This is a genomic window from Limimaricola cinnabarinus (genome assembly GCF_002723615.1).
GTDB classification, from domain to species: domain Bacteria; phylum Pseudomonadota; class Alphaproteobacteria; order Rhodobacterales; family Rhodobacteraceae; genus Limimaricola; species Limimaricola cinnabarinus_B.
This window is the reverse complement of the sequence record NZ_KZ304951.1, coordinates 477,937-503,524: the sequence shown is the minus strand read 5'-3', so window position 1 is coordinate 503,524 and position 25,588 is coordinate 477,937. Positions and strand designations below refer to the sequence as shown.

27 protein-coding genes are annotated in these 25,588 nt (G+C 68.5%); 16 read left to right on the top strand and 11 right to left on the bottom strand.

Annotated features, from left to right (window positions below; translation table 11 throughout):
- Positions 1-5: 5 nt before the first annotated feature.
- The 4 genes from nuoN to CJ301_RS02395 are packed head-to-tail and all read left to right on the top strand — an operon-like array spanning position 6 to position 4,642.
- Positions 6-1,439, top strand: coding sequence for an NADH-quinone oxidoreductase subunit NuoN (gene nuoN, locus CJ301_RS02410; protein ID WP_099273818.1), 1,434 nt, complete (start codon positions 6-8; stop codon positions 1,437-1,439).
- Positions 1,429-2,205, top strand: coding sequence for a biotin--[acetyl-CoA-carboxylase] ligase (locus CJ301_RS02405; protein WP_282024734.1), 777 nt, complete (start codon positions 1,429-1,431; stop codon positions 2,203-2,205). Before nuoN ends, CJ301_RS02405 begins: the two co-directional genes overlap by 11 nt.
- Positions 2,205-2,978 (top strand): type III pantothenate kinase, encoded by a 774-nt coding sequence (locus CJ301_RS02400; RefSeq protein WP_099274197.1) that lies wholly within the window; start codon positions 2,205-2,207, stop codon positions 2,976-2,978. The genes CJ301_RS02405 and CJ301_RS02400 overlap by 1 nt, the downstream gene beginning before the upstream one ends.
- Entirely contained in the window at positions 2,975-4,642 is a 1,668-nt protein-coding gene (locus tag CJ301_RS02395) for a ribonuclease J (RefSeq protein WP_099273814.1), read from the top strand. The genes CJ301_RS02400 and CJ301_RS02395 overlap by 4 nt, the downstream gene beginning before the upstream one ends.
- A 173-nt stretch (positions 4,643-4,815) precedes the next feature.
- Here CJ301_RS02395 and CJ301_RS02390 read toward each other — a convergent pair whose 3' ends face one another.
- A complete protein-coding gene (locus CJ301_RS02390) occupies positions 4,816-6,408 on the bottom strand; it encodes a DEAD/DEAH box helicase (protein WP_099273812.1) in 1,593 nt (530 codons plus the stop codon).
- 200 nt (positions 6,409-6,608) lie between these two features.
- Here CJ301_RS02390 and CJ301_RS02385 point away from each other — a divergent pair, with 200 nt between their 5' ends.
- Positions 6,609-7,037: an OsmC family peroxiredoxin gene (locus CJ301_RS02385; protein WP_099273810.1), complete on the top strand. Its 429-nt coding sequence runs from the start codon at positions 6,609-6,611 to the stop codon at positions 7,035-7,037.
- Positions 7,038-7,097: 60 nt separating this feature from the next.
- On the opposite strand, the gene CJ301_RS02380 is transcribed toward CJ301_RS02385, so the two are convergent.
- Positions 7,098-8,693, bottom strand: a complete 1,596-nt coding sequence (locus tag CJ301_RS02380; protein WP_099273808.1) for a peptide chain release factor 3 — start codon at positions 8,691-8,693, stop codon at positions 7,098-7,100.
- Positions 8,694-8,745: 52 nt separating this feature from the next.
- On the bottom strand, positions 8,746-9,741 hold the full coding sequence (locus CJ301_RS02375) for a Hint domain-containing protein (RefSeq protein ID WP_099273806.1): 996 nt from the start codon (positions 9,739-9,741) through the stop codon (positions 8,746-8,748).
- 73 nt (positions 9,742-9,814) lie between these two features.
- Between CJ301_RS02375 and CJ301_RS02370 the strand changes: the two genes are divergently transcribed.
- Complete coding sequence (locus CJ301_RS02370; RefSeq protein WP_099273803.1) at positions 9,815-10,594, top strand: SDR family oxidoreductase; 780 nt, start codon at positions 9,815-9,817, stop codon at positions 10,592-10,594.
- Between the two features lie 99 nt (positions 10,595-10,693).
- Positions 10,694-11,800 carry an ABC transporter ATP-binding protein gene (locus CJ301_RS02365; RefSeq protein ID WP_099274195.1) on the top strand — a complete coding sequence of 369 codons (1,107 nt, stop codon included), beginning with the start codon at positions 10,694-10,696 and terminating at the stop codon, positions 11,798-11,800.
- Positions 11,801-11,878: 78 nt separating this feature from the next.
- Here the strand turns inward: CJ301_RS02365 and CJ301_RS02360 are convergent, their stop codons facing one another.
- Positions 11,879-12,553, bottom strand: coding sequence for a helix-turn-helix transcriptional regulator (locus CJ301_RS02360; RefSeq protein WP_099273801.1), 675 nt, complete (start codon positions 12,551-12,553; stop codon positions 11,879-11,881).
- A 169-nt stretch (positions 12,554-12,722) separates the two neighbouring features.
- On the opposite strand from CJ301_RS02360, the gene CJ301_RS02355 reads away from it, so the two are divergent.
- Genes CJ301_RS02355 through CJ301_RS02340 form a run of 4 tightly spaced genes read left to right on the top strand, consistent with a single transcriptional unit; the run spans position 12,723 to position 15,198 of the window.
- Positions 12,723-12,965 carry a twin-arginine translocase TatA/TatE family subunit gene (locus CJ301_RS02355; RefSeq protein ID WP_099273799.1) on the top strand — a complete coding sequence of 81 codons (243 nt, stop codon included), beginning with the start codon at positions 12,723-12,725 and terminating at the stop codon, positions 12,963-12,965.
- A 21-nt stretch (positions 12,966-12,986) separates the two neighbouring features.
- The gene (gene tatB, locus CJ301_RS02350; protein ID WP_099273797.1) at positions 12,987-13,505 is read left to right on the top strand and encodes a Sec-independent protein translocase protein TatB; all 519 of its coding nucleotides are present in this window, start codon (positions 12,987-12,989) and stop codon (positions 13,503-13,505) included.
- Positions 13,502-14,359 (top strand): twin-arginine translocase subunit TatC, encoded by an 858-nt coding sequence (gene tatC / locus CJ301_RS02345; protein WP_099273795.1) that lies wholly within the window; start codon positions 13,502-13,504, stop codon positions 14,357-14,359. Before tatB ends, tatC begins: the two co-directional genes overlap by 4 nt.
- Positions 14,356-15,198 carry an ATP-binding protein gene (locus CJ301_RS02340; RefSeq protein WP_099273793.1) on the top strand — a complete coding sequence of 281 codons (843 nt, stop codon included), beginning with the start codon at positions 14,356-14,358 and terminating at the stop codon, positions 15,196-15,198. Before tatC ends, CJ301_RS02340 begins: the two co-directional genes overlap by 4 nt.
- 72 nt (positions 15,199-15,270) lie before the next feature.
- On the opposite strand, the gene CJ301_RS02335 is transcribed toward CJ301_RS02340, so the two are convergent.
- From CJ301_RS02335 to CJ301_RS02315, 5 genes are all read right to left on the bottom strand, one after another.
- Complete coding sequence (locus CJ301_RS02335; RefSeq protein ID WP_099273791.1) at positions 15,271-16,575, bottom strand: LysM peptidoglycan-binding domain-containing M23 family metallopeptidase; 1,305 nt, start codon at positions 16,573-16,575, stop codon at positions 15,271-15,273.
- A 71-nt stretch (positions 16,576-16,646) separates the two neighbouring features.
- The gene (locus CJ301_RS02330; protein WP_099273788.1) at positions 16,647-17,288 is read right to left on the bottom strand and encodes a protein-L-isoaspartate(D-aspartate) O-methyltransferase; all 642 of its coding nucleotides are present in this window, start codon (positions 17,286-17,288) and stop codon (positions 16,647-16,649) included.
- Positions 17,285-18,085, bottom strand: coding sequence for a 5'/3'-nucleotidase SurE (surE, locus tag CJ301_RS02325; RefSeq protein ID WP_099273786.1), 801 nt, complete (start codon positions 18,083-18,085; stop codon positions 17,285-17,287). The genes CJ301_RS02330 and surE overlap by 4 nt, the downstream gene beginning before the upstream one ends.
- A 112-nt stretch (positions 18,086-18,197) precedes the next feature.
- Positions 18,198-18,851, bottom strand: coding sequence for an SDR family NAD(P)-dependent oxidoreductase (locus CJ301_RS02320; protein ID WP_099273784.1), 654 nt, complete (start codon positions 18,849-18,851; stop codon positions 18,198-18,200).
- On the bottom strand, positions 18,848-19,447 hold the full coding sequence (locus tag CJ301_RS02315; RefSeq protein WP_099273782.1) for a hypothetical protein: 600 nt from the start codon (positions 19,445-19,447) through the stop codon (positions 18,848-18,850). The genes CJ301_RS02320 and CJ301_RS02315 overlap by 4 nt, the downstream gene beginning before the upstream one ends.
- A gap of 131 nt (positions 19,448-19,578) precedes the next feature.
- Here CJ301_RS02315 and CJ301_RS02310 point away from each other — a divergent pair, with 131 nt between their 5' ends.
- Entirely contained in the window at positions 19,579-20,151 is a 573-nt protein-coding gene (locus CJ301_RS02310) for a biotin transporter BioY (RefSeq protein ID WP_099273780.1), read from the top strand.
- A 90-nt stretch (positions 20,152-20,241) separates the two neighbouring features.
- Positions 20,242-20,757, top strand: coding sequence for a VOC family protein (locus tag CJ301_RS02305; protein ID WP_099273778.1), 516 nt, complete (start codon positions 20,242-20,244; stop codon positions 20,755-20,757).
- A gap of 9 nt (positions 20,758-20,766) precedes the next feature.
- Here CJ301_RS02305 and purF read toward each other — a convergent pair whose 3' ends face one another.
- The gene (purF, locus tag CJ301_RS02300; RefSeq protein WP_099273776.1) at positions 20,767-22,230 is read right to left on the bottom strand and encodes an amidophosphoribosyltransferase; all 1,464 of its coding nucleotides are present in this window, start codon (positions 22,228-22,230) and stop codon (positions 20,767-20,769) included.
- Positions 22,231-22,470: 240 nt separating this feature from the next.
- On the opposite strand from purF, the gene CJ301_RS02295 reads away from it, so the two are divergent.
- From CJ301_RS02295 to CJ301_RS02285, 3 genes are read left to right on the top strand one after another with little or no spacing between them, the layout of a single operon-like run.
- Complete coding sequence (locus CJ301_RS02295) at positions 22,471-23,907, top strand: cytochrome ubiquinol oxidase subunit I (RefSeq protein WP_099273774.1); 1,437 nt, start codon at positions 22,471-22,473, stop codon at positions 23,905-23,907.
- On the top strand, positions 23,907-24,926 hold the full coding sequence (gene cydB / locus CJ301_RS02290; protein WP_099273772.1) for a cytochrome d ubiquinol oxidase subunit II: 1,020 nt from the start codon (positions 23,907-23,909) through the stop codon (positions 24,924-24,926). The genes CJ301_RS02295 and cydB overlap by 1 nt, the downstream gene beginning before the upstream one ends.
- A complete protein-coding gene (locus tag CJ301_RS02285) occupies positions 24,926-25,021 on the top strand; it encodes a DUF2474 domain-containing protein (RefSeq protein ID WP_099273770.1) in 96 nt (31 codons plus the stop codon). The genes cydB and CJ301_RS02285 overlap by 1 nt, the downstream gene beginning before the upstream one ends.
- A gap of 1 nt (position 25,022) precedes the next feature.
- Here CJ301_RS02285 and CJ301_RS02280 read toward each other — a convergent pair whose 3' ends face one another.
- Positions 25,023-25,583 carry a CvpA family protein gene (locus CJ301_RS02280; protein WP_099273767.1) on the bottom strand — a complete coding sequence of 187 codons (561 nt, stop codon included), beginning with the start codon at positions 25,581-25,583 and terminating at the stop codon, positions 25,023-25,025.
- Positions 25,584-25,588 lie beyond the last annotated feature (5 nt).

Genomic DNA, 25,588 nt, shown 5'->3' with positions numbered 1-25,588 from the left:
GACACATGTTCTCACTCGATCTTCAGACCGTCCTGCCCGAGGTGATCCTTGCGGTCTACGCGATGGCAGCACTCATGGCGGGCGTCTACACCACCAAGGACAAGTCCGCCGGCATCCTGATCTGGGCGACGGCGGCGATGTTCGCGCTGATGGCCTTCCTGATCGCCACCCGCGAGGGCACCGATCCGGCCTTCTTCGGCAGCTTCATCGATGACGGCTTCGCGCGCTTCTCCAAGGTGACGATCCTGCTTTCGGCGGCGGTCGTGCTGGTGATGAGCCAGGAATATCTCGCGCGGCGCAACCTGCTGCGCTTCGAATACCCGGTGCTCGTCACGCTGGCGGTGGTCGGCATGATGGTCATGGTTTCGGCCAATGACCTGATGGTGCTCTACATGGGCATCGAGCTGCAGTCGCTCGCCATGTATGTCGTGGCCTCGCTGCGCCGCGACAGCGAGAAATCGACCGAGGCCGGCCTCAAGTATTTCGTGCTGGGCGCGCTGTCCTCGGGCCTGATGCTCTACGGCGCCTCGCTGGTCTACGGCTTCGCCGGCACCACGCAGTTCGAAGGGATCTTCATCGCCACCGCGCTCGAGGTGCCGCTCGGCCTCCTGTTCGGCCTCGTCTTCCTGCTGGTGGGCTTCGCCTTCAAGGTCTCGGCCGCGCCGTTCCACATGTGGACGCCCGACGTCTACGAGGGCGCGCCGACGCCGGTCACCGCCTTCATGGCGACCGCGCCCAAGATGGCCGCCATCGCGCTCTTCGCCCGCGTCGTCTTCGACGGCTTCGGCGGCGTGGTCGGCGACTGGCAGCAGATCGTGGCCTTCCTGTCGGTGGTCTCGGTGTTCTGGGGCGGCTTCGCCGCGATCGGCCAGACCAACATCAAGCGGATCATGGCCTATTCCTCGATCGCCCATATGGGCTTCGCGCTGATGGGCCTCGCCTCGGGCACCGTCTTCGGCGTGCAGGCGATGCTGATCTACATGGCGATCTACGTCACCATGAACATCGGCACCTTCGCCTTCATCCTGTCGATGGAGCGCGACGGCCGGCCGGTCACGGACATCAACGCGCTGCACATGTATTCGCGCTATGCGCCGATGCGGGCGCTGGCGATGCTGGTGCTGCTGTTCAGCCTCGCGGGCGTGCCGCCGATGGTCGGCTTCTTCGGCAAGCTCTACGTGCTGCGCGCGGCCTATGAGGGCGGCCTCACCTGGCTCGCCATCCTCGGGGTGATCGCCAGCGTGATCGGTGCGTTCTACTACCTGCGCATCGTCTACTACATGTATTTCGGCGAGGAGCGCGAGGCGCTCGACACCGGCACCTCGCCGCTCCTGTGGGGCGTGCTGATGGCCTCGGCGGCGGTGATGGTGTTCGGGGTGATCAACCTCTTCGGCATCGAACCTCTGGCCGCGGCCGCGGCGGCGACCCTTGTCAACTGACGCCACCGCCCGCGGGCTCTGGCCCGAGGGGTGGGAGCGGGTGGTGCTCGACACCACCGACAGCACCATGGCCGAGGCCGCGCGTCGCGCGGCCTCGGGTCTTGCCGGGCCCACATGGATCATGGCGCATGAGCAGACGGCTGGCCGGGGCCGCCGGGGCCGCGATTGGGCGAGCGAGGCGGGCAATCTCGCCGCCACGCTGGTCTACCGCCCCGAAGCCACCCCCGCCGAAGCCGCGCGCCGCAGCTTTCTTGCCGCCGTGGCGCTGTTCGAGGCGCTGGCGATCCACGTGGACCGCACGCGGCTGTCGCTCAAATGGCCGAACGACGTGCTGATGGATGGTGGCAAGGTGGCGGGCATCCTGCTGGAGAGCGCCGGGCAGGGGCCTTTCGTCGACTGGCTCGCCATCGGCATCGGGGTGAATCTCGCCTCCGCGCCGGGGGACGTGCGCGATGCGGCCTTCCCGCCGGTCGCGCTTGCCGATGACGGCGGGCCGAAGGTCGATGCGGAGGAGTTCCTGACCCATCTGGCCGACGCCTTCGCCACGCAGGAGGGCAAGCTCGACGCCTTCGGTTTCGGCCGCATCCGCGAGGACTGGTTGCGCCACGCCGCCCGGCTGGGCGAGGTGATCGTGGCGCGCACCGGCACGGAGGAGATCACCGGCGTGTTCGAGACGATCGACGAGGCGGGCAACCTGATGCTGCGCACGCCCCAAGGCACACGCGCGATCAGCGCCGCGGACGTGTTCTTCCAAGAGGGGCAATGATGCTTCTGGCCATCGACTGCGGCAACACCAACACCGTGTTCTCGATCTGGGACGGCACCGAGTTCGTCGCCACGTGGCGCACCTCGACCGAATGGCAGCGCACGGCGGATCAATATTACGTCTGGCTCTCGACGCTGATGACGATGCGCGGGATCGAGGCGGAGATCGACGAGATGATCGTCTCCTCGACCGTGCCGCGCGTGGTGTTCAACCTGCGCGTCCTCGGGGACCGTTACTTCAACTGCCGCCCGCTGGTGGTGGGCAAGCCCGATTGCCGCCTGCCGGTGACCCCGCGCGTCGATGCGGGCACGCAGGTGGGGCCCGACCGGCTGGTCAACACCGTCGGCGCATGGGACCGGCATGGCGGCGATCTCGTCGTGGTGGATTTCGGCACGGCGACGACCTTCGACGTGGTCGATACCGATGGCGCCTATGTCGGCGGGGTGATCTCGCCGGGCGTGAACCTGAGCCTCGAGGCGCTGCACCAGGCCGCCGCCGCGCTGCCGCATGTCGATGTGAGCAAGCCCGAGAAGGTGATCGGCACCAACACGGTGGCCTGCATGCAATCGGGCATCTTCTGGGGCTATGTGGGCCTCGTTCGCGGCATATGCGACCGCATCAGGACGGAGCGCGACCGATCCATGCGGATCATCGGAACCGGGGGGCTTGCGCCCCTGTTCGCGCAGGGCGACATGCTCTTTGACGACATCGAAGAAGACCTCACGATGCACGGGCTGACCGTCATCCACAGATACAACAAGGAGACCGCATGAGCGGCGAAAGACTGATCTACCTTCCTCTCGGCGGCGCCGGCGAGATCGGCATGAACGCTTATGTCTACGGCTACGGCAAACCGGGGCAGGAACGGCTGATCGTCGTCGACCTCGGCGTGACCTTCCCCGACATGGACACGACGCCGGGCGTCGACCTGATCCTGCCCGACATCTCGTGGCTGGAGGCGCGCAAGGACCGCATCGAGGCGATCTTCGTGACCCACGCGCATGAGGACCATGTCGGCGCGGTCGGCCATTTCTGGAAGCGTCTCGGCGCGACCATCCATGCCCGCAAGTTCACCGCCGCCATCGCGCGCCACAAGCTCGACGAGCACGGCGCGCCCGACAGCGTGCTCAACGTGGTCGAGCCCTGGCCCGCCGTGGTCGAGGCCGGGCCCTTCAAGGTCGGCTTCGTGCCGATCAGCCACTCGATCCCCGAAAGCTCCGGCCTCGTGATCGACAGCCCCGAGGGCCGGGTGCTGCATTCGGGCGACTTCAAGGTCGACCACACCCCCGTCGTGGGCGAGCCCTTCAACCCCGACCTCTGGGCCGAAGTGTCCAAGGGCGGCGTCAAGGCGCTGGTCTGCGATTCGACCAACGTCTTCTCGCCGCTGCCGGGCCGCTCGGAGGCGACGCTGGCGCCCGAGATCGAGAAGCTGATCGCGGCGCAGCCGGGCATGGTCGTGGCGACGACCTTCGCCTCGAACGTGGCGCGCCTCAAGACCATCGCCATCGCCGCCGACCGCGCCGGGCGCACCGTCTGCCTTCTGGGCCGCGCCATGCGCCGCATGGTCGAGACGGCGACCGAATGCGGCCTGCTGCACGGCTTTCCCAAGACCGTCGGCCCCGAAGAGGCGGCTTCGATCCCGCGCGAGAACCTGCTGCTGCTCGTCACCGGCAGCCAGGGCGAGCGCCGCGCCGCCAGCGCCCAGCTGGCGCAGGGCTCCTATCTCGGCCTGAAGCTGCAGGAGGGCGACAGCTTCCTGTTCTCCTCGCGCACCATCCCGGGCAATGAGCGCGGCGTGATCAAGATCATGAACCAGCTCTCCGAGAAGGGCGTGGACGTGATCGAGGACACGCATGGGCTGTTCCACGTCTCGGGCCACGCCAACCGGCCCGACCTGCAGCTTCTGCACGACATCGTGCGCCCGCAGTTCCTCGTGCCGATGCATGGCGAGCATCGTCACCTGCGCGAGCATGTGAAGCTCGGGCTCGAGCGGGGCCTTCCGGGGATCGTCGCGGTCAACGGCATGATGCTCGACCTGTCGGGCAACGCGCCGAAGGTGGCCGAATACATCGACACGGGCCGCAGCTATCTCGACGGTTCGGTGATGATCGGCGCGATGGACGGCATCGTGCGCGACCGGATCCGCATGGCGCTCAACGGCCATGTCACGGTGACGATGATCATCGACGAGAATGACGAGCCACTGGGCGATCCGTGGTGCGAGATCATGGGCCTGCCCGAAAAGGGCCGCTCCAAGGCATCGCTGGTGGAGACGTTGGAGGCCGACCTCGCCGCCTTCGTCAACAAGGCGGGTCGCCGGATGCTGCGCGACGAGGACAAGCTCGACCGCGAATTGAAGCGCATCGCGCGCTCGACCACGCAGGCCGAGACCGGCAAGAAGCCCGAGGTCAATGTGGTGGTCAGCCGGTTGAGCTGATCCCTTGACCGGGGCGGGGCTTGTGGCTTCGCCCCCGGCAATGCCGGGACAGAACGCAAGAAGGGGAGCCGCGAGGCTCCCCTTTTTCATGCGTGGCGACCGCCGGGATCGCCGTTTCGAATGGCGGTCGGGCCGGAGCGAGCTTCTCGTGCCGCCCCCGGCCGACCCGCGCTTCAGCTGGCGCGCCGCTCCTCGAAGCTCTTGGCGATGAAGGCGGGCGTATCCTCGCCCATGCCGACGACGTCCTCGTCGCGCGCCTCGTTGCGGCGGCGGTCGCGGCCGCCCCGGTTGCGGTCGTTGCCACGGGCTTCGCCGCGCTTCGGCTCGCTTGCGGGTTCGGCGGCGGGCTTGGGCTCGGCCTCGGGTTTCGGCTCCGTCTTTGCCTCGGGCTTGGCTTCGGCCTTCGGCTCGGGCTTCGTTTCCGCCTTCGGCTGGGGCTTCGTTTCCGCCTTCGGCGCGGGCTTGGCTTCCGCCTTCGGCTCGGCTGCCGCGGCGCTCTTGTCCTCGGGCCTGGCCTCGTCGCGGCTGCGCGAACGGGTCCGCGAGCGGGTCCGGCGCGGGCGCTCTTCCTCGTTCGCCGCCTCCGCCACGGGGGCCTCGGCGGGGGCGGGCTTGGCGCCCTTGGGATCTTCGAGGCGCGGGATCGTGTTCTGCACCAGCCGCTCCACGTCTTCGAGGTTCTTCTCGTCGCGCGGGTTGCAGATCATGATCGCGCTGCCCTTGCGGCCCGCGCGGCCCGTCCGGCCGATCCGGTGCACGTAATCCTCGGCGTGGCTCGGCACGTCGAAGTTGAACACATGGCTCACCGCCGGCACGTCGAGGCCGCGCGCGGCCACGTCGGAGGCCACGAGGATCTTCACCTCGCCCGCGCGAAAGCCGTCTAGCGTGCGCGTGCGCTGGCTCTGGTCGAGATCGCCATGGATCGGCTCGGCGTTGTAGCCATGCTTCTTGAGGCTCTTGGCCACCGCGTCCACGTCCATCTTGCGGTTGCAGAAGATGATCGCGTTGGTGCAGCTCTCGCCCTCGGCATCGATCAGGCGGCGCAGCAGCGCGCGCTTTTCCGAGCCTTCGCGGTCCTTGCGGCTGGCGCGGAACATCACCACGCCCTGCTTGATGTTCTCGCCCGTGGTGGCGGCGCGGGCCACTTCGATCTTTTCGGGGTTCGACAGGAAGGTGTTGGTGATCCGCTCGATCTCGGGCGCCATGGTGGCCGAGAAGAACAGCGTCTGCCGGGTGAAGGGCGTCAGGCCGAAGATCCGCTCGATATCGGGAATGAAGCCCATGTCGAGCATGCGGTCGGCCTCGTCCACGACCATGATCTGCACGCCGGTGAGCAGCAGCTTGCCGCGCTCAAAATGGTCGAGCAGGCGGCCCGGCGTGGCGATCAGCACGTCGACGCCCTTGTCGATCAGCGCGTCCTGCTCCTTGAAGGACACGCCGCCGATCAGCAGCGCCTTGGTGAGCTTGGTGTGCTTGGCATAGGTGTCAAAGTTCTCGGCCACCTGCGCCGCAAGCTCGCGGGTGGGGCAGAGCACGAGGGAGCGCGGCATCCGCGCGCGGGCGCGGCCGCGGCCCAGAAGCGTGATCATCGGCAGCGTGAAGCTCGCCGTCTTGCCGGTGCCGGTCTGGGCGATGCCCAGCACGTCGCGGCCTTCGAGCGCGGGCGGAATCGCGCCCGCCTGGATCGGCGTCGGCGTCTCATAGCCGGCTTCGGCGATCGCCTTGAGCACCTTGGGGTCGAGATTGAGATCGTTGAACTGGGTCATGTGAGCCTTTCGAGACTGCGGCACCGATTGGCCGCAGGAGCAGGCGCGGCCCGCCCGGCCGGATTGCCGGGGCGTTCGACTTGGCCTCGCCTTATGCCGAATGAGGCCCGAGGTCAAGTTTCGCACGGAACGCGCCCGCGCCGGGCGGCGTTTCGCCAGAATGCCCCGCGCGACGGGGCCCAATCGCAAGGGAGACCCGCATGATCAACAAGCACGGCACCGCCCATTGGAGCGGCGGCATCAAGGAAGGCGGCGGCGAAATCTCGACCCAGACCGGCGTCCTGAAGGATCAGGCCTACGGCTTCAACGCCCGGTTCGAGGGCGGCCCCGGCACCAACCCCGAGGAGCTGATCGGCGCGGCCCATGCGGCTTGCTACGCCATGGCGCTGTCGCTGGAGCTGGGCAAGCAGGAGCTGACCGCCGATGACATCGACGTGAAATCCACCGTCTCGCTCGAAAAGGTGGGCGAGGGTTTCGAGATCACCAAGATCCATCTCGACGTGACGGCGAAGATCTCCGGCGCCTCCGAAGAGCAGTTCCGCGCCGCCGCCGAAGCCACCAAGACCGGCTGCCCGGTGTCCAAGGTTCTCAAGGGCGCCGAGATCAGCATGGACGCCAAGCTGGTCTGACGCGCCTGCTCCAAGCGGAATGCGAAAAAGGCGGCCCCCGGGGGCCGCCTTCTTGCTGTCTCAGACCATCATTTCCTTGGTCGCGGTCAGCCGGATCTCGGGGTGGTCGCGCTCGACCCGGTCGATGTCCCACTGCATCCGGGTGAGGTAGACGAGATCGCCGTCATTGTCGGTGGCGACGTGCTGCTTGTTCTTGGCGGCAAAGGCCTCGACCGCGGCCTTCTCGCCCGCCATCCAGCGCGCAGAGGTGAACTGCGACGGCTCGAACCGCACGGGCAGCCCGTATTCCATCTCGATCCGGCTGGCGAGCACCTCGAATTGCAGCGCGCCGACCACGCCGACGATGAAGCCCGAGCCGAAGGTCGGCTTGAACACCTTGGCCGCACCTTCCTCGGCGAACTGGCTGAGCGCCTTGTCGAGATGCTTGGCCTTCATCGGGTCGCCCGCGCGGCAGGTCTGCAACAGCTCGGGCGCGAAGGAGGGGATGCCCGCGACGCGCAGCATCTCGCCCTCGGTCAGCGTGTCGCCGATGCGCAACTGCCCGTGGTTGGGGATGCCGATGATGTCGCCGGCCCAGGCCTCGTCGGCAAGCTCGCGGTCGGAGGCGAGGAACAGCACCGGGTTCGAGATCGCCATGGTCTTCCTGGTGCGGACATGGGTGAGCTTCATGCCGCGCTCGAAATGCCCCGAGGCCATGCGCACGAAGGCGACGCGGTCGCGGTGCTTGGGGTCCATGTTGGCCTGCACCTTGAAGACGAAGCCCGCGACCTTGCCCTCCTCGGGCGCGATCTCGCGCGGCTGGGCCTTTTGCACCTGCGGCTCGGGGCCGTAGGTGCCGATGCCCTCCATCAGCTCGCGCACGCCGAAGCTGTTGATCGCGGAGCCGAACCAGATCGGCGTCATGTGGCCTTCGAGCACGGATTTCGGGTCGAGCGCGGGCAGAAGCTCGCGCGCCATCTCGACCTCCTCGCGCAGCTTGTCGAGCAGATGCGGCGGCACGTGTTCGGCGATCTTCGGGTCATCCAGACCGTCGATGGCGATGCTTTCGGCGACGCGGTTGCGGTCGGCCCGGTCGATCAGCTCCAGCCGGTCGCGCAGGAGATCGTAGCAGCCGAGGAACTCGCGCCCGACGCCGATCGGCCAGGAGGCCGGGGTCACGTCGATGGCGAGGTTCTCCTGAATCTCGTCGATGATCTCGAAGGTGTCGCGGCTTTCGCGGTCCATCTTGTTGCAAAACGTCAGGATCGGCAGGTCGCGCAAGCGGCAGACCTCGAACAGCTTGCGGGTCTGGCTTTCCACGCCCTTTGCCCCGTCGATCACCATCACCGCCGCGTCCACCGCCGTCAGCGTGCGGTAGGTGTCCTCGGAGAAATCCGAGTGGCCGGGCGTGTCGACGAGGTTGAAGCGGAAATCCTTGAAATCGAAGGACATGGCCGAGGCCGAGACCGAGATGCCGCGATCCTTCTCCATCTGCATGAAGTCCGAGCGGGTGCGCCGCGCCTCGCCCTTGGCGCGGACCTGTCCGGCCATCTGGATCGCGCCGCCGAAGAGCAGGAACTTCTCGGTCAGCGTCGTCTTGCCGGCATCCGGGTGCGAGATGATCGCAAAGGTCCGGCGGCGGGCGATTTCGGGCGGGAGGGCGGGGCGGTTGTCCATGCGCGCGCTATAAAGCCTGCGCGCGGGCGGGGCAATCGCCCCCCGCGCGGGATCACAGCCCGGAGGCGCGGCGCAGCAGGGCGACGGCATCCGAGCCCGAGAGCAGCGTCTCGGACACCTCGTAGGAGAGATGCTGCGGCGTGGCGTGGCGGGCGATGCCTTCGGGCACGGCCCCCCGCGTGCGGTGATCGACCAGCAGCGATTCCGCCGCGATCCCCTCGGCATAGACGATCTGGTGATCGTCGAAGACGAGCTGGAAGTAGTCCGCGAAGCCGCCCTCGCTCTGGATCACCGTGTCGCCGTTGATCAGGTGGCGCACCCGCACCATCAGCTCGGCCCGCCCGGCGCGCAGGTGATCCTCGCGCTGCCAGACGAAGATCCGGTGATCGGGGCTGAGCCAGAGGTCGCGGGCGTTGTGCAGGGCGCCTTCGCGGATCAGCACCGGGGCAAAGCGCCCCGTCGCGCGCAAGGTGGTCTGCCCGACCCAACGCAGCACCTGCGGGCCGTCATCGCGCGTCAGGATGCGGTCGCCGGGCGCGAGCCGCTCGACCGGCACCTGCGCGCCGCTGGCCATCGCGATACGGGTGCCGCGGGTGAAGGAGACGCAGGCGATCTCGGCCAGCCGGGCGGTGCCGGCGTGCCGGTCGATCCCGACAAGGCGGTAATCCTCCCCCTGCTCCAGCCGCCCCAGCGGCAGGAGGTAGACCGCCTGCGCCGTGTCGGCCTCGACCTCGACCAGCACGATGGCCTCGCTGGTCGTGCCGTCGCGCGCCATCAGCGTCAGGCAGCTGTCGAGATGCAGCCGCCGGCCCGCCCGGCCATCGGCCGCGCCGGAGACGACCTGAAAGGCGCCGCCCGGCATCGCGCGCAGCTTCAGGCGCCGCGCGGGGCCGGCGGCCTCGACGCGGTAGAGGTCGTCGGGGACCAGCTCGTCGGCAAAGCTGAGCGGATCGCCCTGCGCCACGCCCTGCGCCACGCGCAGATCCGCCGCGTCGAAGACCGCCAACTGCTGGGTTTCGCTGTCGTAATCCACCTGTTTCCCCGTCATCGCCGCGGACGGCCGATCATTGCCCGGCGGGGGAGCGGATGCTAGGCCTTGGCGGCAATCATGGAGGTATCTGATGGATCTGGGCATCAGGGGCAAACGGGCGCTGGTCTGCGCCTCGTCCAAGGGCTTGGGGCGCGGCTGCGCCGAGGCGCTGGCCGAGGCGGGCGTCGATCTGGTGATGAACGCGCGCGGGCGCGAGGCGCTGGAGCAGGCGGCGCAGGAGATCCGCGACCGCTTCGGCGTCACGGTGACCACCGTGGCCTGCGACGTGACCACGCCCGAGGGGCAGGAGCAGCTGATCGAGGCGGCGCAGGGCGTCGACATCCTCGTCACCAATGCGGGCGGCCCGCCGCCGGGCATGTGGACCGACTGGGACCGCGAGGATTTCATCCGCGCGCTCGATGCCAACATGCTGAGCCCGATCGCGCTGATCAAGGCGCTGGTGCCCGGCATGATGGAGCGCGGCTGGGGCCGGGTGGTCAACATCACCTCGCAATCGGTGAAATCGCCCATCCCGCAGCTCGGCCTGTCGAACGCGGCGCGCGCGGGGCTGACCGGCTATGTCGCGGGCACCTCGCGGCAGGTCGCGCCCTCGGGCGTCACCATCAACAACCTGCTGCCCGGCATCCACGACACCGATCGCGCCGCGTCGCTCGATGATGGCGTCTCGAAGAAGGAGGGCATCAGCGCCGGGGACGCGCGCAAGAAGCGCGAGGCGAGCATCCCGGCCCGGCGCTACGGCACGCCGGCCGAGTTCGGCGCGACCTGCGCCTTCCTGTGCTCGCAGCATGCGGGCTTCATGGTCGGGCAGAACGTCCTGCTCGATGGCGGCGCCGGCAACCAGACCATGTGAGCTTGCGGGCGCGGGGCGGTGTTGCTAGGGCAACCCGACGCATTTGATCGGGATATTACCTTGTCCGAGACCGCCGCCCCCGCCCCGAACGGCCCCGAGCTGGCCGCCCCAGCGCAGACCGCCCCCGCCCCGCGTCTGGAGATCCGCGGCCTGTCGCGTGTCTTTGCCGGGCGCGAGGTGGTCTCGGGTGTGTCGCTCAAGGTGATGCCGGGGCAGGTGACCTGCCTGCTCGGCCCCTCGGGCTGCGGCAAGTCGACCACGCTTCGGATCATCGCCGGTGTCGATCGGCAGGATCGGGGTGGCATCTATGTCGACGGCGCGCCGATCTCCGAGGGCGGGCTGCACATGCCGCCCGAAGAGCGCGGCATCGGGCTGATGTTCCAGGATTTCGCGCTGTTTCCGCATCTCGACGTGGCGCGCAATGTGGGCTTCGGGCTCAGGGGCCCGAAGGCCGAGATCCGCGCGCGGGTCGAGAGCCTGCTCGACAAGGTCGGCATGCGCCGCCACATCGACCGCTACCCGCACGAGCTGTCGGGCGGCGAACAGCAGCGCGTGGCGCTGGCGCGCGCGCTCGCCCCCAGCCCGCGCATCCTTCTGATGGACGAGCCTTTCTCTGGCCTCGACGACCGGCTGCGCGACGACATCCGCGACGAGACGCTTGCCGTGCTGAAGGCCGAGGGGACGGCGGTGCTTCTGGTCACCCACGAGCCCGCCGAGGCGATGCGCATGGCCGACGAGATCGCGCTGATGCGCGACGGCCACGTGGTGCAATACGGCGCGCCCTACAACATCTACAACGCGCCCAAGGACCGCGAGGCGGCGGCCTTCTTCTCGGACATCAACGTGATCGAGGGCACCGTGCAGGGCGCGCTGTGCGACACCCCCTTCGGCGATTTCCTCACACCGGGCCTGCCCGACGGCACCGAGGTCGAGATCGTGATCCGGCCCCAGCATCTCAAGATCGACTTCGACCGGCAGGGGCGGGGGCCGAACCCCACCACGCGCGAGGGCACGCCCGCCGCCGGAACCGTCGAGCGGTCGCGATTCCTCGGGGCGTCGAGCCTCGTGGAGTTTCGCATGGATCATGACGGCGAGATCCTGCGCGCCTCCGTGCCATCGGTCTTTCTGCCCAAGCCCGGCACCCGTCTGTGGCTGATGATGCGGCGGGACCGGTGCTTTGTCTTTCCAAAGCGGCGCGCGGGCTGAGCCCGCGGGATTTGCGTATTTGAGGAAAGATGAACCATGGGGCGCGCCCCTCCTTTCATCTTTCTCCAAATACGCAAATCACGACGCCGAAGACCCGCGCCCGGTTTCCAGATCCGCGAGCATCCGCCCCGGCTCATCGACGAAAAGCTGCGGCAGAACGCGCAGCTCGGTGATCCGGTCGACGCGGATCTCGGCGAAATCGCGCGCCGTCTCGCTCCATCCCGCCAGCGTCCAGACCCGACCCCAGTAATCGAGCCGGAGCGGGCGCAGCACCTGCGGCTGGTCCGTGCCGCGCAGCGTGACCCGGATCTTCTGCCGCGCCCGGATCGCGGCGCGCAGCGAGGCCATGTGCCGAAACCCCGCGATCGCATCCCCCAGGGGCGGCGTGGCAAAGCTCCAGCCGCGGGCGCGGTCGCGGTCCTCCGGCAGCACGGCGTCGATCCGCGCCGAAAGAGACCGCGCGGCGGCCCGCAGCTCCGCATCCTCGGCCTGCGCCACCGCCGCCAGCCCCAGATGCAGCGCTTCGAGCTCTGTCATGGTGAGGTTGAGCGGCGGCAGCGTTACCGCAGCCGTGGCGCGGTAGCCAAGGCCACGGCGCCCCTCGATCGGCACGCCGGAGGCGATCAGCCGGTCCATGTCGCGGTAGATCGTCCTGGCCGAGGTGCCCAACCGCTCGGCCAGATCCTCGGCCCGGTGCAGCCGCCCGTCGCGCAGGATGCGGATCATCTCCACGAGGCGGTCGGCGCGGGGCATGGCTCTCTCCTGACAAAAAAGCGTCAACTGACAACTTCATGTCAAGAAAAGCGGCCCCGTGCCAGCAGATTGCGGCGCAGGGCCTTTCACCCGGGGCGGCGGGCGCGTATCTGGGGGCTGAGAGACAAGGGCGCGGCTCCGTCGGGGCCGCCGGGATGGGAGAGACGCCATGCTCAACAATATCGGCCTTCCGGGCCTTCTACTGATTGCCGTCGTGGTGCTGGTGCTGTTCGGCCGCGGCAAGATTTCCTCGCTGATGGGCGAGGTCGGCAAGGGCATCACCGCCTTCAAGCGCGGCGTCGATGACGGCAAGAAGGAAATCGACGACCAGTCGAAGACCATCAACGAGGCCGGCACCGTGCACGAGCCCGAAACCCGGCCGCATGCCGCCGAGGACAAGGACCGGGTGTAACCCGAGACAGGATGGACCGAGATGTTCGATCTGGGCTGGAGCGAGCTTCTGCTGATCGGGGTCGTGGCGCTGATCGTGGTCGGCCCCAAGGACCTGCCGGGGATGTTCCGCGAAATCGGCCGCTTCACCGGCAAGGCCAAGGCCATGGCGCGCGAGTTTTCCCGCGCGATGGAGGATGCCGCCGATGAAAGCGGCGTGCGCGACATTCAAAAGACGATCAAGGCCGCGGCCGATCCCAAGGGCTTTGGCACCGACGCGCTGAAGAAGAACTTCAAGCCGGGCGAGGGCCGCGAGACGCTCTCGCAGGAGCGCGCCGAAAACCGCAGCAAGATCGAACAGGCGACGGCACAGGCCGCGACCGACCGGCAGGCGCGCGAGACCATGGCGCCGACCGACGAGGAGCTGGCCGATCTGGAGCCGGATTTCGAGCCGGAACCGACCCCTGCGCCGAGGCCCGCCGCCAAGTCCGAACCGATCAGCGCCCCGGCCGAGCCGCTGGACGAGACCGCGCCCGCGCGAAAGGATGACACGACACCATGAGCCCCGTGGACGAGATCGAGGACAGCTCGGCGCCGCTGATCGAGCATCTGGCCGAGCTGCGCACGCGGCTGATCCGCTCCGTGCTCGCCTTCGTGGCGGGCATGGTCATCTGCTTCACCGTCTGGAACCCGATCTTCGATTTCCTGACGCGGCCCCTGTGCACGGCCATGGCCGTGCGCGGGCAGGAGGATTGCGGCCTGATCCTGATCGCGCTGCAGGAGGGCTTCTTCGTCGCGGTGTCGATCTCGATGCTGGGCGGGCTGGTGCTGGCCTTTCCGGTCATCTCGCACCAGATGTGGCGCTTCGTGGCGCCGGGGCTCTACAAGTCGGAGAAGGGCGCCTTCCTGCCCTTCATGATCGCCTCGCCCTTCATGTTCTTCCTCGGCGCGGCCTTCGCCTATTACGTCGTCACGCCGCTGGCCTTCGACTTCTTCCTCGGCTTCCAGCAGCCCGGCAGCCTCGTCGAGGGGCCCGAGGCCGAGACCGCCGTGGCCGGCATCGCCTTTCAGGGCTCGGCGCAGGCCTATCTGGCGCTGACCATCAAGTTCATCGTCGCCTTCGGGCTGTGCTTCCAGCTGCCCGTGCTGCTGACGCTGATGGGCAAGGCGGGGCTCGTTTCGGCCAAGGGGCTCGCGGGCGTTCGCAAATACGCCATGGTGGCGATCCTGCTGCTCGCGGCCATCGCCACCCCGCCCGACGTGGTAAGCCAGGTGATCCTCTTCACCGTGGTCTACGGCCTCTACGAGGTGTCCATCCTGCTCGTCGCGCGGGTCGAGAAGAAGCGCGAGGCGCAACTGCGGGCCGAGGGTCTGTGGATCGAGGATGAGGACGAGGACGAGGAGGCGCAGAAATGAGCGATGATGCGCTCGAACGCATCGCGGCGGCCCTTGAGCGGATGAGCCCGGCCCCGCAGTCCGCCCCGTCGCTGGGCGAGGCGCCGGCCTATATGTGGCAGCCCGATCCCGACCGGCTGGTGCCGGTGCCGAAGGTGGCCCGGGTCGATCTCGATCTCCTGGTGGGCATCGACCGGGCGCGCGACATGCTTCTGGCCAACACGCGCCGTTTCGCCCAAGGCCTGCCCGCCAACAACGCGCTCCTGTGGGGCGCGCGCGGCATGGGCAAGTCGAGCCTCGTCAAGGCGGTGCATGGCGCGCTCGAGCCGGAGTTTGCGCAGCTCAAGATCGTCGAGGTGCAGCGCGAGGATCTTGCCTCGATCGACCGCTGCCTTGCCATGCTGCGCGGCGCGCCGCAGCGCTTCGTGCTGTTTTGCGACGACCTCTCCTTCGGCCATGACGATGCGCATTACAAATCGCTCAAGGCGGTGCTGGATGGCGGGATCGAGGGGCGGCCCGAGAACGTGGTGCTCTATGCCACCTCGAACCGCCGCCACCTGATGCCGCGCGACATGATCGAGAACGAACGCTCCACCGCGATCAGCCCCTCCGAGGCGGTCGAGGAAAAGGTCTCGCTCTCGGATCGCTTCGGCCTCTGGCTCGGCTTCCACCCCTGCGATCAGGATGCCTTCCTGTCGATGATCCGCGGCTATTGCGACGCCTTCGATCTGGAGATCGACGAGGCGCGCCTGCGCGCCGAGGCGATCGAATGGCAGGCCACGCGCGGCGGCCGCTCGGGCCGCGTCGCTTGGCAGTTCTTCACCGATCTGGCGGGCCGCGAAGGCGTGAAGATCGGCTGACATGGCCTTGGCTTCGAAATCGAAAAGGGCCGCCCTCGGGGCGGCCCTTCGTCGTTCATGGCATCGTTTCGATCAGGGCAGGTAGTTGGTCGGGTCCTGGCTCTCCATGCCCTTGCGCACCTCGAAATGCAGCAGGCTGGGATCGCCCGCCTTCACCTTGCCGATGGTCTGGCCCTTGCTGACGCTGGCGCCGCGCTCGACCGTGAGGTCCACCACATGGGTATAGACGGTAAGCAGTTCGTCGGGGTGGCGGATCACCACGATCTGGATGCCTTCGGTATTGGTGGTGATCGCGGCGACGGTGCCGGCGGCGGCGGCCTTGACGGCGCTGCCGGCGGGCGCGCCGATGTCGATGCCGTCATTGCGGCCCTTGGCATAGGCGCGGATGATGCTGCCCTGCGCGGGCATCGCCATGGCCGATGCCTTGGGCGCCGCCTGCTCGGCCACGGGCTGGGGCGCGGGGGCGGGCGCGGGCGCGGGCTCCCGCGCGGCGGCCTGGCTCTCCTGCGGCGCTGGGGCCTGCGCGACGGGTGCGGGGCGCTCCTCGGGCAGCGGTGCTGCGGCGGAGGGCGGCGTCGGGGTCGGGCTGCCCGAGCCGGGGGCGGTGACGGCGGCGGGGGCCGAAGGCGCGGCCTGCGCCGTGCCGCCCGGCGGGATCAGCAGGAACTGCCCCTCGCGCACCGCGAGATCCGGGCCGAGGCCGTTCCATTCCGCGAGGCTGCGCACCGGCACGTTGTAGAGCCGCGCCACGGAATAGGCGGTCTCGCCGCGCCCGACCTGGTGGCGCACCGGCTCCTGCCCGCTGGGCAGGCTGCGCGCCGCCGAGGGGAGCGAGCTGGCGGTGGCGCTGGCGGCCGGGGTCTGCGGCGCGGCGGCGGGGCTCGTCTGCGCCGAGGGGCGGGTCTGCGGCGCGGCGCGGTCGATCGCGGCCCCGGCGAGGGTCGTGACGTCGATCCGCCCGGCGCTGGCGGGCGGGTTGCTCGGCGTGATCGGGCCGGTGGTCTGCGCGCCGGTCGCGGGCGAGGGCTCGGCCACGCGGCTCGGCAGGGCGATCACCTCGCCGCTGCGCAGCGCGCTGTCGGGCGAGATGCCATTGTAGCGCGCGATGGCCCCGGCTTCGAGGCCGAGCCGGGAGGCCAGCGAAACGACCGTGTCGCCCTCGCGCGCGACGGCGACCTGGTAGTTGGGATAGGAGATCACGCCGCGGTCGTCTGGGCGCGGACGCGGCGCGGGGTTGAGCGCCGCGGCCGAGGTGTCGAAGCCGTTGCCCATGTCGCGCAGATCGGGGTCGAAGGGCTCGGCGCAGGCCGCGACCAGCGCCAGCGCGGTGGAGCAAGACAGCAGGCGCCACGCGCGGCGGAGTGATGTGTTCTGCATCGATCTGTCCTCGTATCCCTTGGCCCCCGTATTCTCCGGGGGTTCTCTTGTGTCGGGCCCGCGGCCCGGTCTCAGTCCTGTCCGAGCCCTTCGACGAGCGGCACGAAGCGCACCGCGCGCAGCTCTTCGTACTCGAAGCCGGTCTCGCTCCGCGTCACCCGGATCAGGCTCTGCACCGTGTCCGACTGGCCCACGGGAAGCACCATGATACCGCCCACCCGAAGCTGGGCCAAGAGCGGACCGGGCGGGTCTTCGGCCGCGGCGGTCACGATGATGCGGTCGAAGGGGGCCTGTTCGGGCAGGCCATGCGAGCCGTCGGCGGTGATCGCGGTGATGTTGGGCAGGTCCAGCTCGGCGAAGGTCGCGCGCGCCTCGGCGACGAGGCTGCGAAACCGGTCGATGGTGTAGACGCGCCGCGCCAGCAGGCTCAGGATCGCGGCCTGGTAGCCCGAGCCGCAGCCCACCTCGAGCACCTTGTCGCGCGGCTGCACGTCGAGCGCCTGGGTCATCAGCGCCACCACCGAGGGCTGGCTGATGGTCTGGCCGCAGGCGATGGGCAGCGGCATGTCGGCATAGGCGCGCTCGGCGAAGAGACCCTTGACGAAGCGGGCGCGGTCGATCTTCTCCATCGCGTCGAGCACGCGCGCCTCCGTCACGCCGTGCGACCGCAGCGCGTAGAGGAACTTCATCTTGGCATCGGCGTCGAAGCTCATTCCACGGCATCTCCGAGCGCGGCGGTGACGGCGTCGAGCGCGTCATGCGCGGTCAGGTCCGCGCGCATCGGCACGACCGAGATGTAGCCGTCGAGATTGTCCTGCGCATCGGTGCCGGGGCCGGTGGGAATGTCCTGTCGTCCGCCCTTGACCCAAAGAAAGCGCCGCCCCGAGGGCGAGACATGCGGCTCGACGCCGAACGAGGTCTCGCGCCGGAAGCCCTGCCGCCCGACCTTGAGCCCGCGCACCTCCGCGCCGGGCAGGGCCGGGAAATTGACGTTGTAGAACAGCCGGTAATCAGCCTCGGCATCCCATATGCCGTGATCGAGCAGCCGCCGTACCGTGGCGGCCCCGTGCTGACGCGCCGCCTCGAACGGGTCGTCCGCCCGGGCATTGCGCGGCCCGTAGAACTGCGACAGCGCGATCGCGGGCAGCCCGTGCAGCGCCGCCTCCATCGCGCCGCCGATGGTGCCCGAATACATGGCGTTCTCGGCGGCGTTGTTGCCGCGGTTGACGCCCGAAAGAACGAGGTCGGGCCGTCCGTCGGCCAGCACGTCGTGCAGCCCCGCCATGACGCAATCGGCCGGGCTGCCCTCGGCCGCGAAGCGGCGCGGGCCAAGCTCGGCGATCATCGTGGGATGGGTGTAGGAGATGCAATGCGCCACGCCCGATTGCTCGAAGGCGGGCGCCACCACCCAGACCTCGCCCGATGGGCCCGCGATCTCGGCGGCGATCTCCTCGAGCACCTTCAGCCCCGGTGCGTTGATGCCGTCGTCATTTGTAACCAGAATACGCATGCCGCCCCCTTTGGCCCCTTGTTACGGGAGCGGCAGAAGGGCGGCAAGCATTCCGGCACGCCGCGGGACATGACGGGCGCGACACGCCCGGTTTCGCCTCGGCGTTTTCGTCTCAGCCTTCGAGGATCTCGGGCAGCAGCCGGGCCGCCTCCGCGCGGATATCCGCCAGCGGCGCGCGATCCTCGCCGGGATAAAAGCGCGCGCGGGTGGCTGTCGGCATCGGGCGCGGGCAAAGGATGCGCACATCGGGGCCGGTCTTCAGGCTTTCGGCCCGCCAGGAGCGCACCAGCGCCATCTGCGCGGATTTGGTGGTGCCGTAATGGCCGAAGAACTTCTCGCCGCCCTGCGGATCGTCGAAGAACACCGCACGGCCCGATTGGCCCAAGAGCGGCGCGACATAGGCGATGAGCCGGGCCGTCGCGCGCAGGTTCACCGCGATCGAGCTGTCGAGATCCTTTTCGGCGAGATGCGAGGCGGGTGCCAGCGGACCGGCATGGATCGCCGTGTGCAGCCAGAGGCCGACCCCGCCCCAGCGGTCATGGATCGAGCGGCAGAGCTGCTGCATCGCCTCCGCGACGGTGATGTCCATCGGCGCCAGCGTCGCCTGGCCGCCCGCGGCGCGGATGCGGTCGTCGAGTTCCTCGAGCGCGCCGGTGGTGCGGCCCACGGCGATGATGTGGCGGCCGGGCGCCAGCGCCTCGGCCAGAGCGGCGCCAAGGCCGCGGCTGGCGCCGGTGATCAGAACGGGCAGGGCGGTGTCGGTCATGCCGCGGGGTCTCCTGTGGATGCGTTGTGGCGGCGCGCCAGTTCGGCGCGCGCGGCGTCGAGATCGCCCCTCGCGTCGATCCAGTCGCACAGCCGGTCGAAGCCCGTCTCGATCTCTTCGAGATGGATCGTCAGCCGGTGCTGCCGCGTGGCCATGAAGGCCTCGATATTGGCGGTGACCGTGTCGACATGATCGCGGCATTGCGCGATCAGGCTCGATTTGGGCTGGCGCCAGCGGGTATGGGTCAGGATGTCCTGCCGGTAGGCGCGCAGGATGCCCTGGTTCGCGCGGCGCGCGAAGCTCTGCGCCACCGCTTCGGGGTCGCGCCTGAGGTGGACATAGCCCGCCGCGTCGCCGATATCGCGCGCGATCCGGCCCAGAAACCAGCTCAGCCGGTTGTCGATCTCGATATGCCGGGGCGGAAAGTCGAGCCGCGCGGGGCCGGTGAGATGGCTGCGGCTTTCATGCGCGACGCTCCAGTTCTCCAGATGCGCGCAGGCGCGCGCGAGCGTCGTCGAACCGCAGCGCCCGGTGCACAGCACGAGGATGCGGTCGAAGCGCGCGGAGGCGGCGGGAGCGGGGCGCGGGTCGGACATATATCGCATTTGAAGCATTATCCCCGCCCCGGCAAGGGCTTCGACGTTGACCGCGAAGGCCATGAGGCGGGATGATGAGCCGAGCTTATGGATGACCGGCGCAAAGCGGACGAACGAAAGGATGACAGACCATGTCACCACCATTCAATGCGACGGCTGCCGCGTCGGGGCAGGGGGCTGCCATGACGTTGGGCGCGGCATTGGCGGGGGCGCTGCTGGTCGGTCTCGGGGCGCAGATCGACGTTCCGATGTACCCCGTGCCGATGTCTCTGCAAACGCTGGCCGTCTCGATCGTCGGCCTGCTCTGCGCGCCGCGGCTGGCGGCGCTGGCACTGCTCGCCTATCTGGCGCTCGGGGCGGTGGGCCTGCCCGTCTTCGCCGGCGGCGGCAGCGGCATGGCCGCGCTCTACGGGCCGACAGCGGGCTATCTGTGGGGCTTCGTCGGCATGGCCTGGCTCACGGCCTGGCTCGTCCGGCGCTGGGGGCGCGGCAGCTTCGGCCTGCTGTTCCTCGCGGCCTTCCTGCCTTCCCTGGCCCTGCTGGTGCCGGGGGTGAGCTGGCTCGCCATCACGACCCCGGTGACGATCGGTGAGGCGGTGATGACCGGCGCCGTGCCCTTCCTCGTGGGCAAGATCGTCAAGACGACGCTGGCCGTGCTGAGCGCGCGCGCGGTCTGGTCTTCGCTGCAGCAGCGCAGGCGATAGGCGGCGCGGCGGCCGCGAAAGCGCCGCGAAAAGGAGACAGGGTCCGCTTGTGCACTACCTCTCTCACCGGGACCGGGGAGGGCGGCTTTGATGCATGGAAACACGCAAAGGATCTGCCTTTGGTTCTATACCCAAGGCGAAGAGGCGGCGCGGTTCTACGTCTCGCTCCTGCCGGACAGCCGGATCGACCGGGTGATGCGCTCGGAGGCCGATCCGCATGCGAGCGTGGTCGAATTCACCCTTGGCGGCATCGGCTATGTCGCGCTCAATGCGGGCCCGCATCTTCGGCTCACCGAGGCCGTGCCGATTTCGATCCTCGCGCGGGGTCAGGCCGAGATCGACCGGCTCTGGGCCGCGCTGCTGGCCGAGGGGGGCGAAGGGGGGCGCTGCGGCTGGCTGCGCGACAGGTTCGGCCTGTCCTGGCAGATCCTGCCGCAGGCCCTGCCACAGCTTCTGTCGCAGGCCGATCGCGATGCCGCGGGCCGCGTCGCGCAGGCGCTGATGGAAATGGGCAAGGTGGAGGTCGCGGGCCTCGAAGCGGCCTTTGCCGGAGAGACGGCAAGGCCGGGCAGCGCGTCCGATGACACGGCGCCGCCCGGCCCTTGACCTTATGGGCTATTCGGCCGCGGTCTTGAGCTGGAAGCCCTTTTCGATCATGTCGGCGGGCACCACCGGGTAATCGCCCGAGAAGCAGGCGTCGCAGTAGCGCGGCTTTTGCGGATCGCGCCCCTCGGCGACGCCGACCGCGCGGTAGAGCCCGTCGAGGGTGATGAATTTCAGGCTGTCGACATCGAGATGGCGGCGCATCTCCTCTTCGCTCATGTGGCTGGCGAGCAGCTTTTCGCGCTCGGGCGTGTCGACGCCGTAAAAGCAGGGCCAGGCCGTCGGCGGGGAGGCGATGCGGAAATGCACCTCCGCCGCGCCCGCGTCGAGGATCATCTCCTTGATCTTGCGCGAGGTGGTGCCGCGCACCACCGAGTCGTCGACGAGGATCACCCGCTTGCCGCGGATGAGCGCGCGGTTGACGTTGAGCTTGAGCCGCACGCCCATGTTGCGGATCTGCTCGGAGGGCTCGATGAAGGTCCGGCCCATATACTGGTTGCGGATGATCCCCATGCCGTAGGGGATACCGCTTTCATGGCTGTAGCCGATCGCCGCAGGCGTGCCCGAATCCGGCACCGGGCAGACGAGATCGGCCTCGACGGGCGCCTCTCGCGCCAGCTCGACGCCGATCTGGCGGCGCGTCTCATAGACAGAGCGGCCGCCGAGGATGCTGTCGGGACGCGAGAAATAGACATGCTCGAACAGGCAGAAGCGCGAGGCGCGGTTCTTGAAGGGAAAGTTGCTTTCGACGCCCTTCGAGGTGATCACCACCATCTCGCCCGGCTCGATCTCGCGCACGAACTCCGCGCCGACGATGTCGAGCGCGCAGGTCTCCGAGGACAGCACCCAGCCATCGCCCAGCCGGCCCAGCACCAGGGGCCGCACGCCCAGCGCGTCGCGGCAGCCAATGAGCTTGGTGCGGGTCATCGCCACGATCGAGAAGGCGCCCTCGCATTTGCGCAGCGCCTCTTCCATGCGGTCGGGGATCGACCGGCCCATCGAGCGCGCCATCAGGTGGATGATGCATTCGGTGTCCGAGGAGGACTGGAAGATCGAGCCGCGCTCGATCAGCTCGCGGCGCAGCGTCGCGGCATTGGTCAGGTTGCCGTTATGGGCGACGGCGGCGCCGCCCATCGAAAATTCGCCGAAGAAGGGCTGCACATCGCGGATCGCGGTCTGGCCCTTGTGGCCCGAGGTCGAGTAGCGGACATGGCCGATCCCGAGCGTGCCGGGCAGGGTGTCGAGCACCTCGCGCGAGGTGAAGTTGTCGCGCACATAGCCCATGCGGCGGGCCGAGCAGAAGCCGGCCTCGGCATCATGGGTGACCATGCCCGCGGCTTCCTGGCCGCGATGCTGCAGCGCGTGCAGGCCGAGGGCGAGGAAGCTCGCGGCATCCGCGACGCCGATGACGCCGAACACGCCGCATTCCTCCTTGAGCTTGTCATCATCGAAGGGGTGGGCGGGGAAATCGCGCATCTGGCTGGCTCCGAATCCGGTGCGTTGCGGGGCCCGTGTAAGACCTCCGCGTCCGACTGTCACGAAAGGATCATATCATCCTTTCCGTCGGGTCGCCCAATGCCCTGTCGCGCGGGCCGATGCAAGATGCGAGGCGCAATCGGCGGTCACGTTGTCGCGTCCGCCCCGGTGGGCGAGATGTCGCGTTGCCTGCGCGGCAGAGGCGCTTAAGTCTGGGGCAAGGCAGAAGGAACCTTGCCCATGGACACCTTTCTCGGCTTCGACGCGGTCATGCTGGCGCGGATGCAGTTCGGCTTCACGGTCGCCTTTCACTTCATCTTTCCGGCGTTTTCCATCGGCTTGGCGAGCTTTCTCGCCGTGCTCAACGGCCTCTACCTGTGGCGCAAGGACGAGGCCTATCTGAGGCTGTTCAAGTACTGGTTGAAGATCTTCGCCATCACCTTCGCCATGGGCGTCGTCTCGGGCATCACCATGTCCTACCAGTTCGGCACCAACTGGTCGGTCTTTTCCGACATCGCCGGGCCGGTGATCGGGCCGCTCATGGCCTATGAGGTGCTGACCGCCTTCTTCCTTGAAGCCGGTTTCCTCGGGATCATGATCTTCGGGCGCGACAAGGTCGGCCCCGGCCTGCACATGTTCGCCTGCCTGATGGTCGCGGTCGGCACCGCGATCTCGGCCACCTGGATCCTGTCGGTGAACTCCTGGATGCAGACGCCGCAGGGCTTCGCCATCGCCGAGAACGGCCAGTTCGTGCCCGAGGACTGGTGGGAGATCATCTTCAACCCCTCCTTCCCCTACCGCCTCGCGCACACGCTGACGGCGGCCTATCTCACCACCGCCTTCATCGTCGGCGGCGTGGGGGCGTGGCACCTGCTGCGCGGCAACAAGAAGAACCCCGGCGTCAGGATCATGTTCTCCATGGCGATGTGGATGGCCGCGATCGTGGCGCCGCTGCAGATCTTCCTGGGCGACATGCACGGGCTCAACACGCTGGAGCATCAGCCCGCCAAGGTCATGGCGATGGAGGGGCATTTCGAAAGCCACCCCGACGGCGCGCCGCTCTATCTCTTCGGCATTCCCGATCAGGAGGCGCAGGAGCTGAAATACGCCATCGGCATACCGAAGGTCTCCTCGCTGATCCTCAAGCATCACCTCGACGCGCCGCTCGACGGGCTCGACACCATCCCGCGCGAGGATCAGCCGCCCGTGGCCATCGTGTTCTGGTCGTTCCGCATCATGGTGGGGCTTGGTTTCGCGATGATGGGCGTCGGGCTGTGGTCGCTCTGGGCGCGGTTCCGCGGGCGGCTCTATGAGGCCGGATGGCTGCACCGGGCGGCGCTGGTGATGGGGCCTTCGGGTCTCGTCGCGGTCATCGCCGGCTGGATCACCACCGAGGTCGGGCGGCAGCCCTATGTCGTCTATGGCGCGCTCAGGACGGCGGAGGCGCATTCGCCGCTGGCGGCCAGCGCGGTCGGCACCTCGCTCATCGCCTTCGTGGTGATCTACTTCGTCATCTTCGGCGCGGGCGTGGCCTATATCCTCAAACTCATGCACCACGCCCCGGCGCTGGGCGAGCGCGGCGTGAGGGTCGAGCCGGGACCGATCCGCACATCCGGCATCACCCCCGAGCGGCAGATGCGCGAAAGCGGCCGTGACATCGCACCGGAGACATCGTGATGTTCTACTCGATCGACCTCACCGTGGCCTGGGCCTTTCTGCTGGCCTTTTCGGTCTTCGTCTATGTCGTGCTCGACGGTTTCGACCTCGGCATCGGCATCCTCTACCCCTTCTTTCGCAAGAAGGAGGACCGCGACATCATGATGAACTCTGTCGCCCCGGTCTGGGACGGCAACGAGACATGGCTGGTGCTGGGCGGGGGCGGGCTCTTCGCCGCCTTTCCGCTGGCCTATGCGGTGATCATGCCCGCGGTCTACCCCGCGATCATCGCCATGCTGCTGGCGCTGATCTTTCGCGGCGTGGCGTTCGAGTATCGCTGGCGCGCCACCTCGCGGCTTTCAAAGCGGTCCTGGGACGCGGCCTTCATCGGCGGCTCGGTCACGGCGGCGCTGGCCCAGGGGATCATCCTGGGCGCCTTTTTGCAGGGCATCGAGGTCGAGGGGCGGGCCTATGCGGGCGGCTGGTGGGACTGGCTGACGCCGTTCTCGGTGCTGTGCGGCGTGGCCGTGGTGGTGGGCTATGCCTTTCTCGGGGCCTGCTGGCTCAACATGAAGCTCGAAGGCGAGATCCAGCACCGGGTGCGGATCATGGCGCGGGCCTTCTTCGTCGCTACGCTTGTCGGCATCGTCGCGGTGAGCCTCGCCACGCCGTTTCTCGGGGCGGGCTATGCCGCGCGCTGGTTCGGCTGGCCGCAGATCGCGCTGACCGCGCCGGTGCCCTTGCTGATCGGCGGCATCGCGCTGCTGCTGGCGCGCTCGCTCTTCGCGCAGGGGCGCGACACCTGGCCCTTCCTGCTGGCGCTGGCGCTTTTCGCGCTGTGTTTCCTGGGGCTCGGTATCTCGATCTGGCCGCTGGCCATTCCGCAGGAGATCACCATCTGGGACGCTGCGGCGCCGGCCAAGAGCCAGCTCTTCATGTTCGTGGGCGCGATCGTGCTGGTGCCGATCATCCTCGCCTATACGGGCTACGCCTACTGGGTGTTCCGCGGCAAGCTCGACCCCGAGAAGGGCTATCACTGATGTTCGGGAAGATCGTCTGGTTCGTGGCGCTCTGGGCGCTGGGCGTGGGCGCGATCGGCGCGGTGGCCTATGCCATCCGCGCCGTGCTGCTCTGATTTAGGCGGGGGTGCCGCACAGGCCCACGAGCTGCTCGTATTGCAGCGTGACCCAGGCCAGCGCCGCCTGCGGCTCTTCGGTCGAGAACCTCTCGGTGATCTGGCCGAACACCGCCGCCGCGCGGCTGTTCTCGACCATCGGGATCTGCTGCGCCGAGAGGATCACCTCGTAGACGAAGAAGCCCACCGCGACGAGCAGGATGCCGCGCGCCACGCCGAAGAGAAAGCCCAAGCCCTGGTCGATGCCGCCCACCGCCGAGCGCTGCACCGCGCCCGAGAAGACCGGTGTGAAGATAGAGAACAGCACCAGGGCGATGGCGAAGACCACCGCGAAGGCGGCGATGATCGACAATTCGCAGCTGTCGCCGATGAAATCGCCCACCACCGGGATCTGCCGCACCAGCGGGCGCACCTGATCGGCGAAGATGAAGGCGAGGATGGTCGCGCCGATCCAGCCGGCGATGGCGAGCGCCTCGCGCACCAGCCCGCGCGAATAGGCCAGAAGCGCCGACACCACGACGATGAGCGCGACGATGCCGTCGATGATCGTGAAACTTTCCATGAGAA

Coding starts and splice junctions, on each gene's coding strand:
- CJ301_RS02395 (WP_099273814.1), top strand. CDS start 2,975: ATGAGCGGCGAAAGACTGATCTACCTTCCTCTCGGCGGCGCCGGCGAG.
- surE (WP_099273786.1), bottom strand. CDS start 18,085: ATGCGTATTCTGGTTACAAATGACGACGGCATCAACGCACCGGGGCTG.
- tatC (WP_099273795.1), top strand. CDS start 13,502: ATGAGCCCCGTGGACGAGATCGAGGACAGCTCGGCGCCGCTGATCGAG.
- CJ301_RS02330 (WP_099273788.1), bottom strand. CDS start 17,288: ATGAGCTTCGACGCCGATGCCAAGATGAAGTTCCTCTACGCGCTGCGG.
- nuoN (WP_099273818.1), top strand. CDS start 6: ATGTTCTCACTCGATCTTCAGACCGTCCTGCCCGAGGTGATCCTTGCG.
- CJ301_RS02400 (WP_099274197.1), top strand. CDS start 2,205: ATGCTTCTGGCCATCGACTGCGGCAACACCAACACCGTGTTCTCGATC.
- CJ301_RS02385 (WP_099273810.1), top strand. CDS start 6,609: ATGATCAACAAGCACGGCACCGCCCATTGGAGCGGCGGCATCAAGGAA.
- CJ301_RS02355 (WP_099273799.1), top strand. CDS start 12,723: ATGCTCAACAATATCGGCCTTCCGGGCCTTCTACTGATTGCCGTCGTG.
- CJ301_RS02380 (WP_099273808.1), bottom strand. CDS start 8,693: ATGGACAACCGCCCCGCCCTCCCGCCCGAAATCGCCCGCCGCCGGACC.
- CJ301_RS02320 (WP_099273784.1), bottom strand. CDS start 18,851: ATGACCGACACCGCCCTGCCCGTTCTGATCACCGGCGCCAGCCGCGGC.
- CJ301_RS02370 (WP_099273803.1), top strand. CDS start 9,815: ATGGATCTGGGCATCAGGGGCAAACGGGCGCTGGTCTGCGCCTCGTCC.
- CJ301_RS02340 (WP_099273793.1), top strand. CDS start 14,356: ATGAGCGATGATGCGCTCGAACGCATCGCGGCGGCCCTTGAGCGGATG.
- CJ301_RS02295 (WP_099273774.1), top strand. CDS start 22,471: ATGGACACCTTTCTCGGCTTCGACGCGGTCATGCTGGCGCGGATGCAG.
- CJ301_RS02335 (WP_099273791.1), bottom strand. CDS start 16,575: ATGCAGAACACATCACTCCGCCGCGCGTGGCGCCTGCTGTCTTGCTCC.
- CJ301_RS02280 (WP_099273767.1), bottom strand. CDS start 25,583: ATGGAAAGTTTCACGATCATCGACGGCATCGTCGCGCTCATCGTCGTG.
- CJ301_RS02305 (WP_099273778.1), top strand. CDS start 20,242: ATGCATGGAAACACGCAAAGGATCTGCCTTTGGTTCTATACCCAAGGC.
- CJ301_RS02315 (WP_099273782.1), bottom strand. CDS start 19,447: ATGTCCGACCCGCGCCCCGCTCCCGCCGCCTCCGCGCGCTTCGACCGC.
- CJ301_RS02390 (WP_099273812.1), bottom strand. CDS start 6,408: ATGACCCAGTTCAACGATCTCAATCTCGACCCCAAGGTGCTCAAGGCG.
- CJ301_RS02285 (WP_099273770.1), top strand. CDS start 24,926: ATGTTCGGGAAGATCGTCTGGTTCGTGGCGCTCTGGGCGCTGGGCGTG.
- CJ301_RS02375 (WP_099273806.1), bottom strand. CDS start 9,741: ATGACGGGGAAACAGGTGGATTACGACAGCGAAACCCAGCAGTTGGCG.
- cydB (WP_099273772.1), top strand. CDS start 23,907: ATGTTCTACTCGATCGACCTCACCGTGGCCTGGGCCTTTCTGCTGGCC.
- CJ301_RS02360 (WP_099273801.1), bottom strand. CDS start 12,553: ATGCCCCGCGCCGACCGCCTCGTGGAGATGATCCGCATCCTGCGCGAC.
- CJ301_RS02310 (WP_099273780.1), top strand. CDS start 19,579: ATGTCACCACCATTCAATGCGACGGCTGCCGCGTCGGGGCAGGGGGCT.
- tatB (WP_099273797.1), top strand. CDS start 12,987: ATGTTCGATCTGGGCTGGAGCGAGCTTCTGCTGATCGGGGTCGTGGCG.
- purF (WP_099273776.1), bottom strand. CDS start 22,230: ATGCGCGATTTCCCCGCCCACCCCTTCGATGATGACAAGCTCAAGGAG.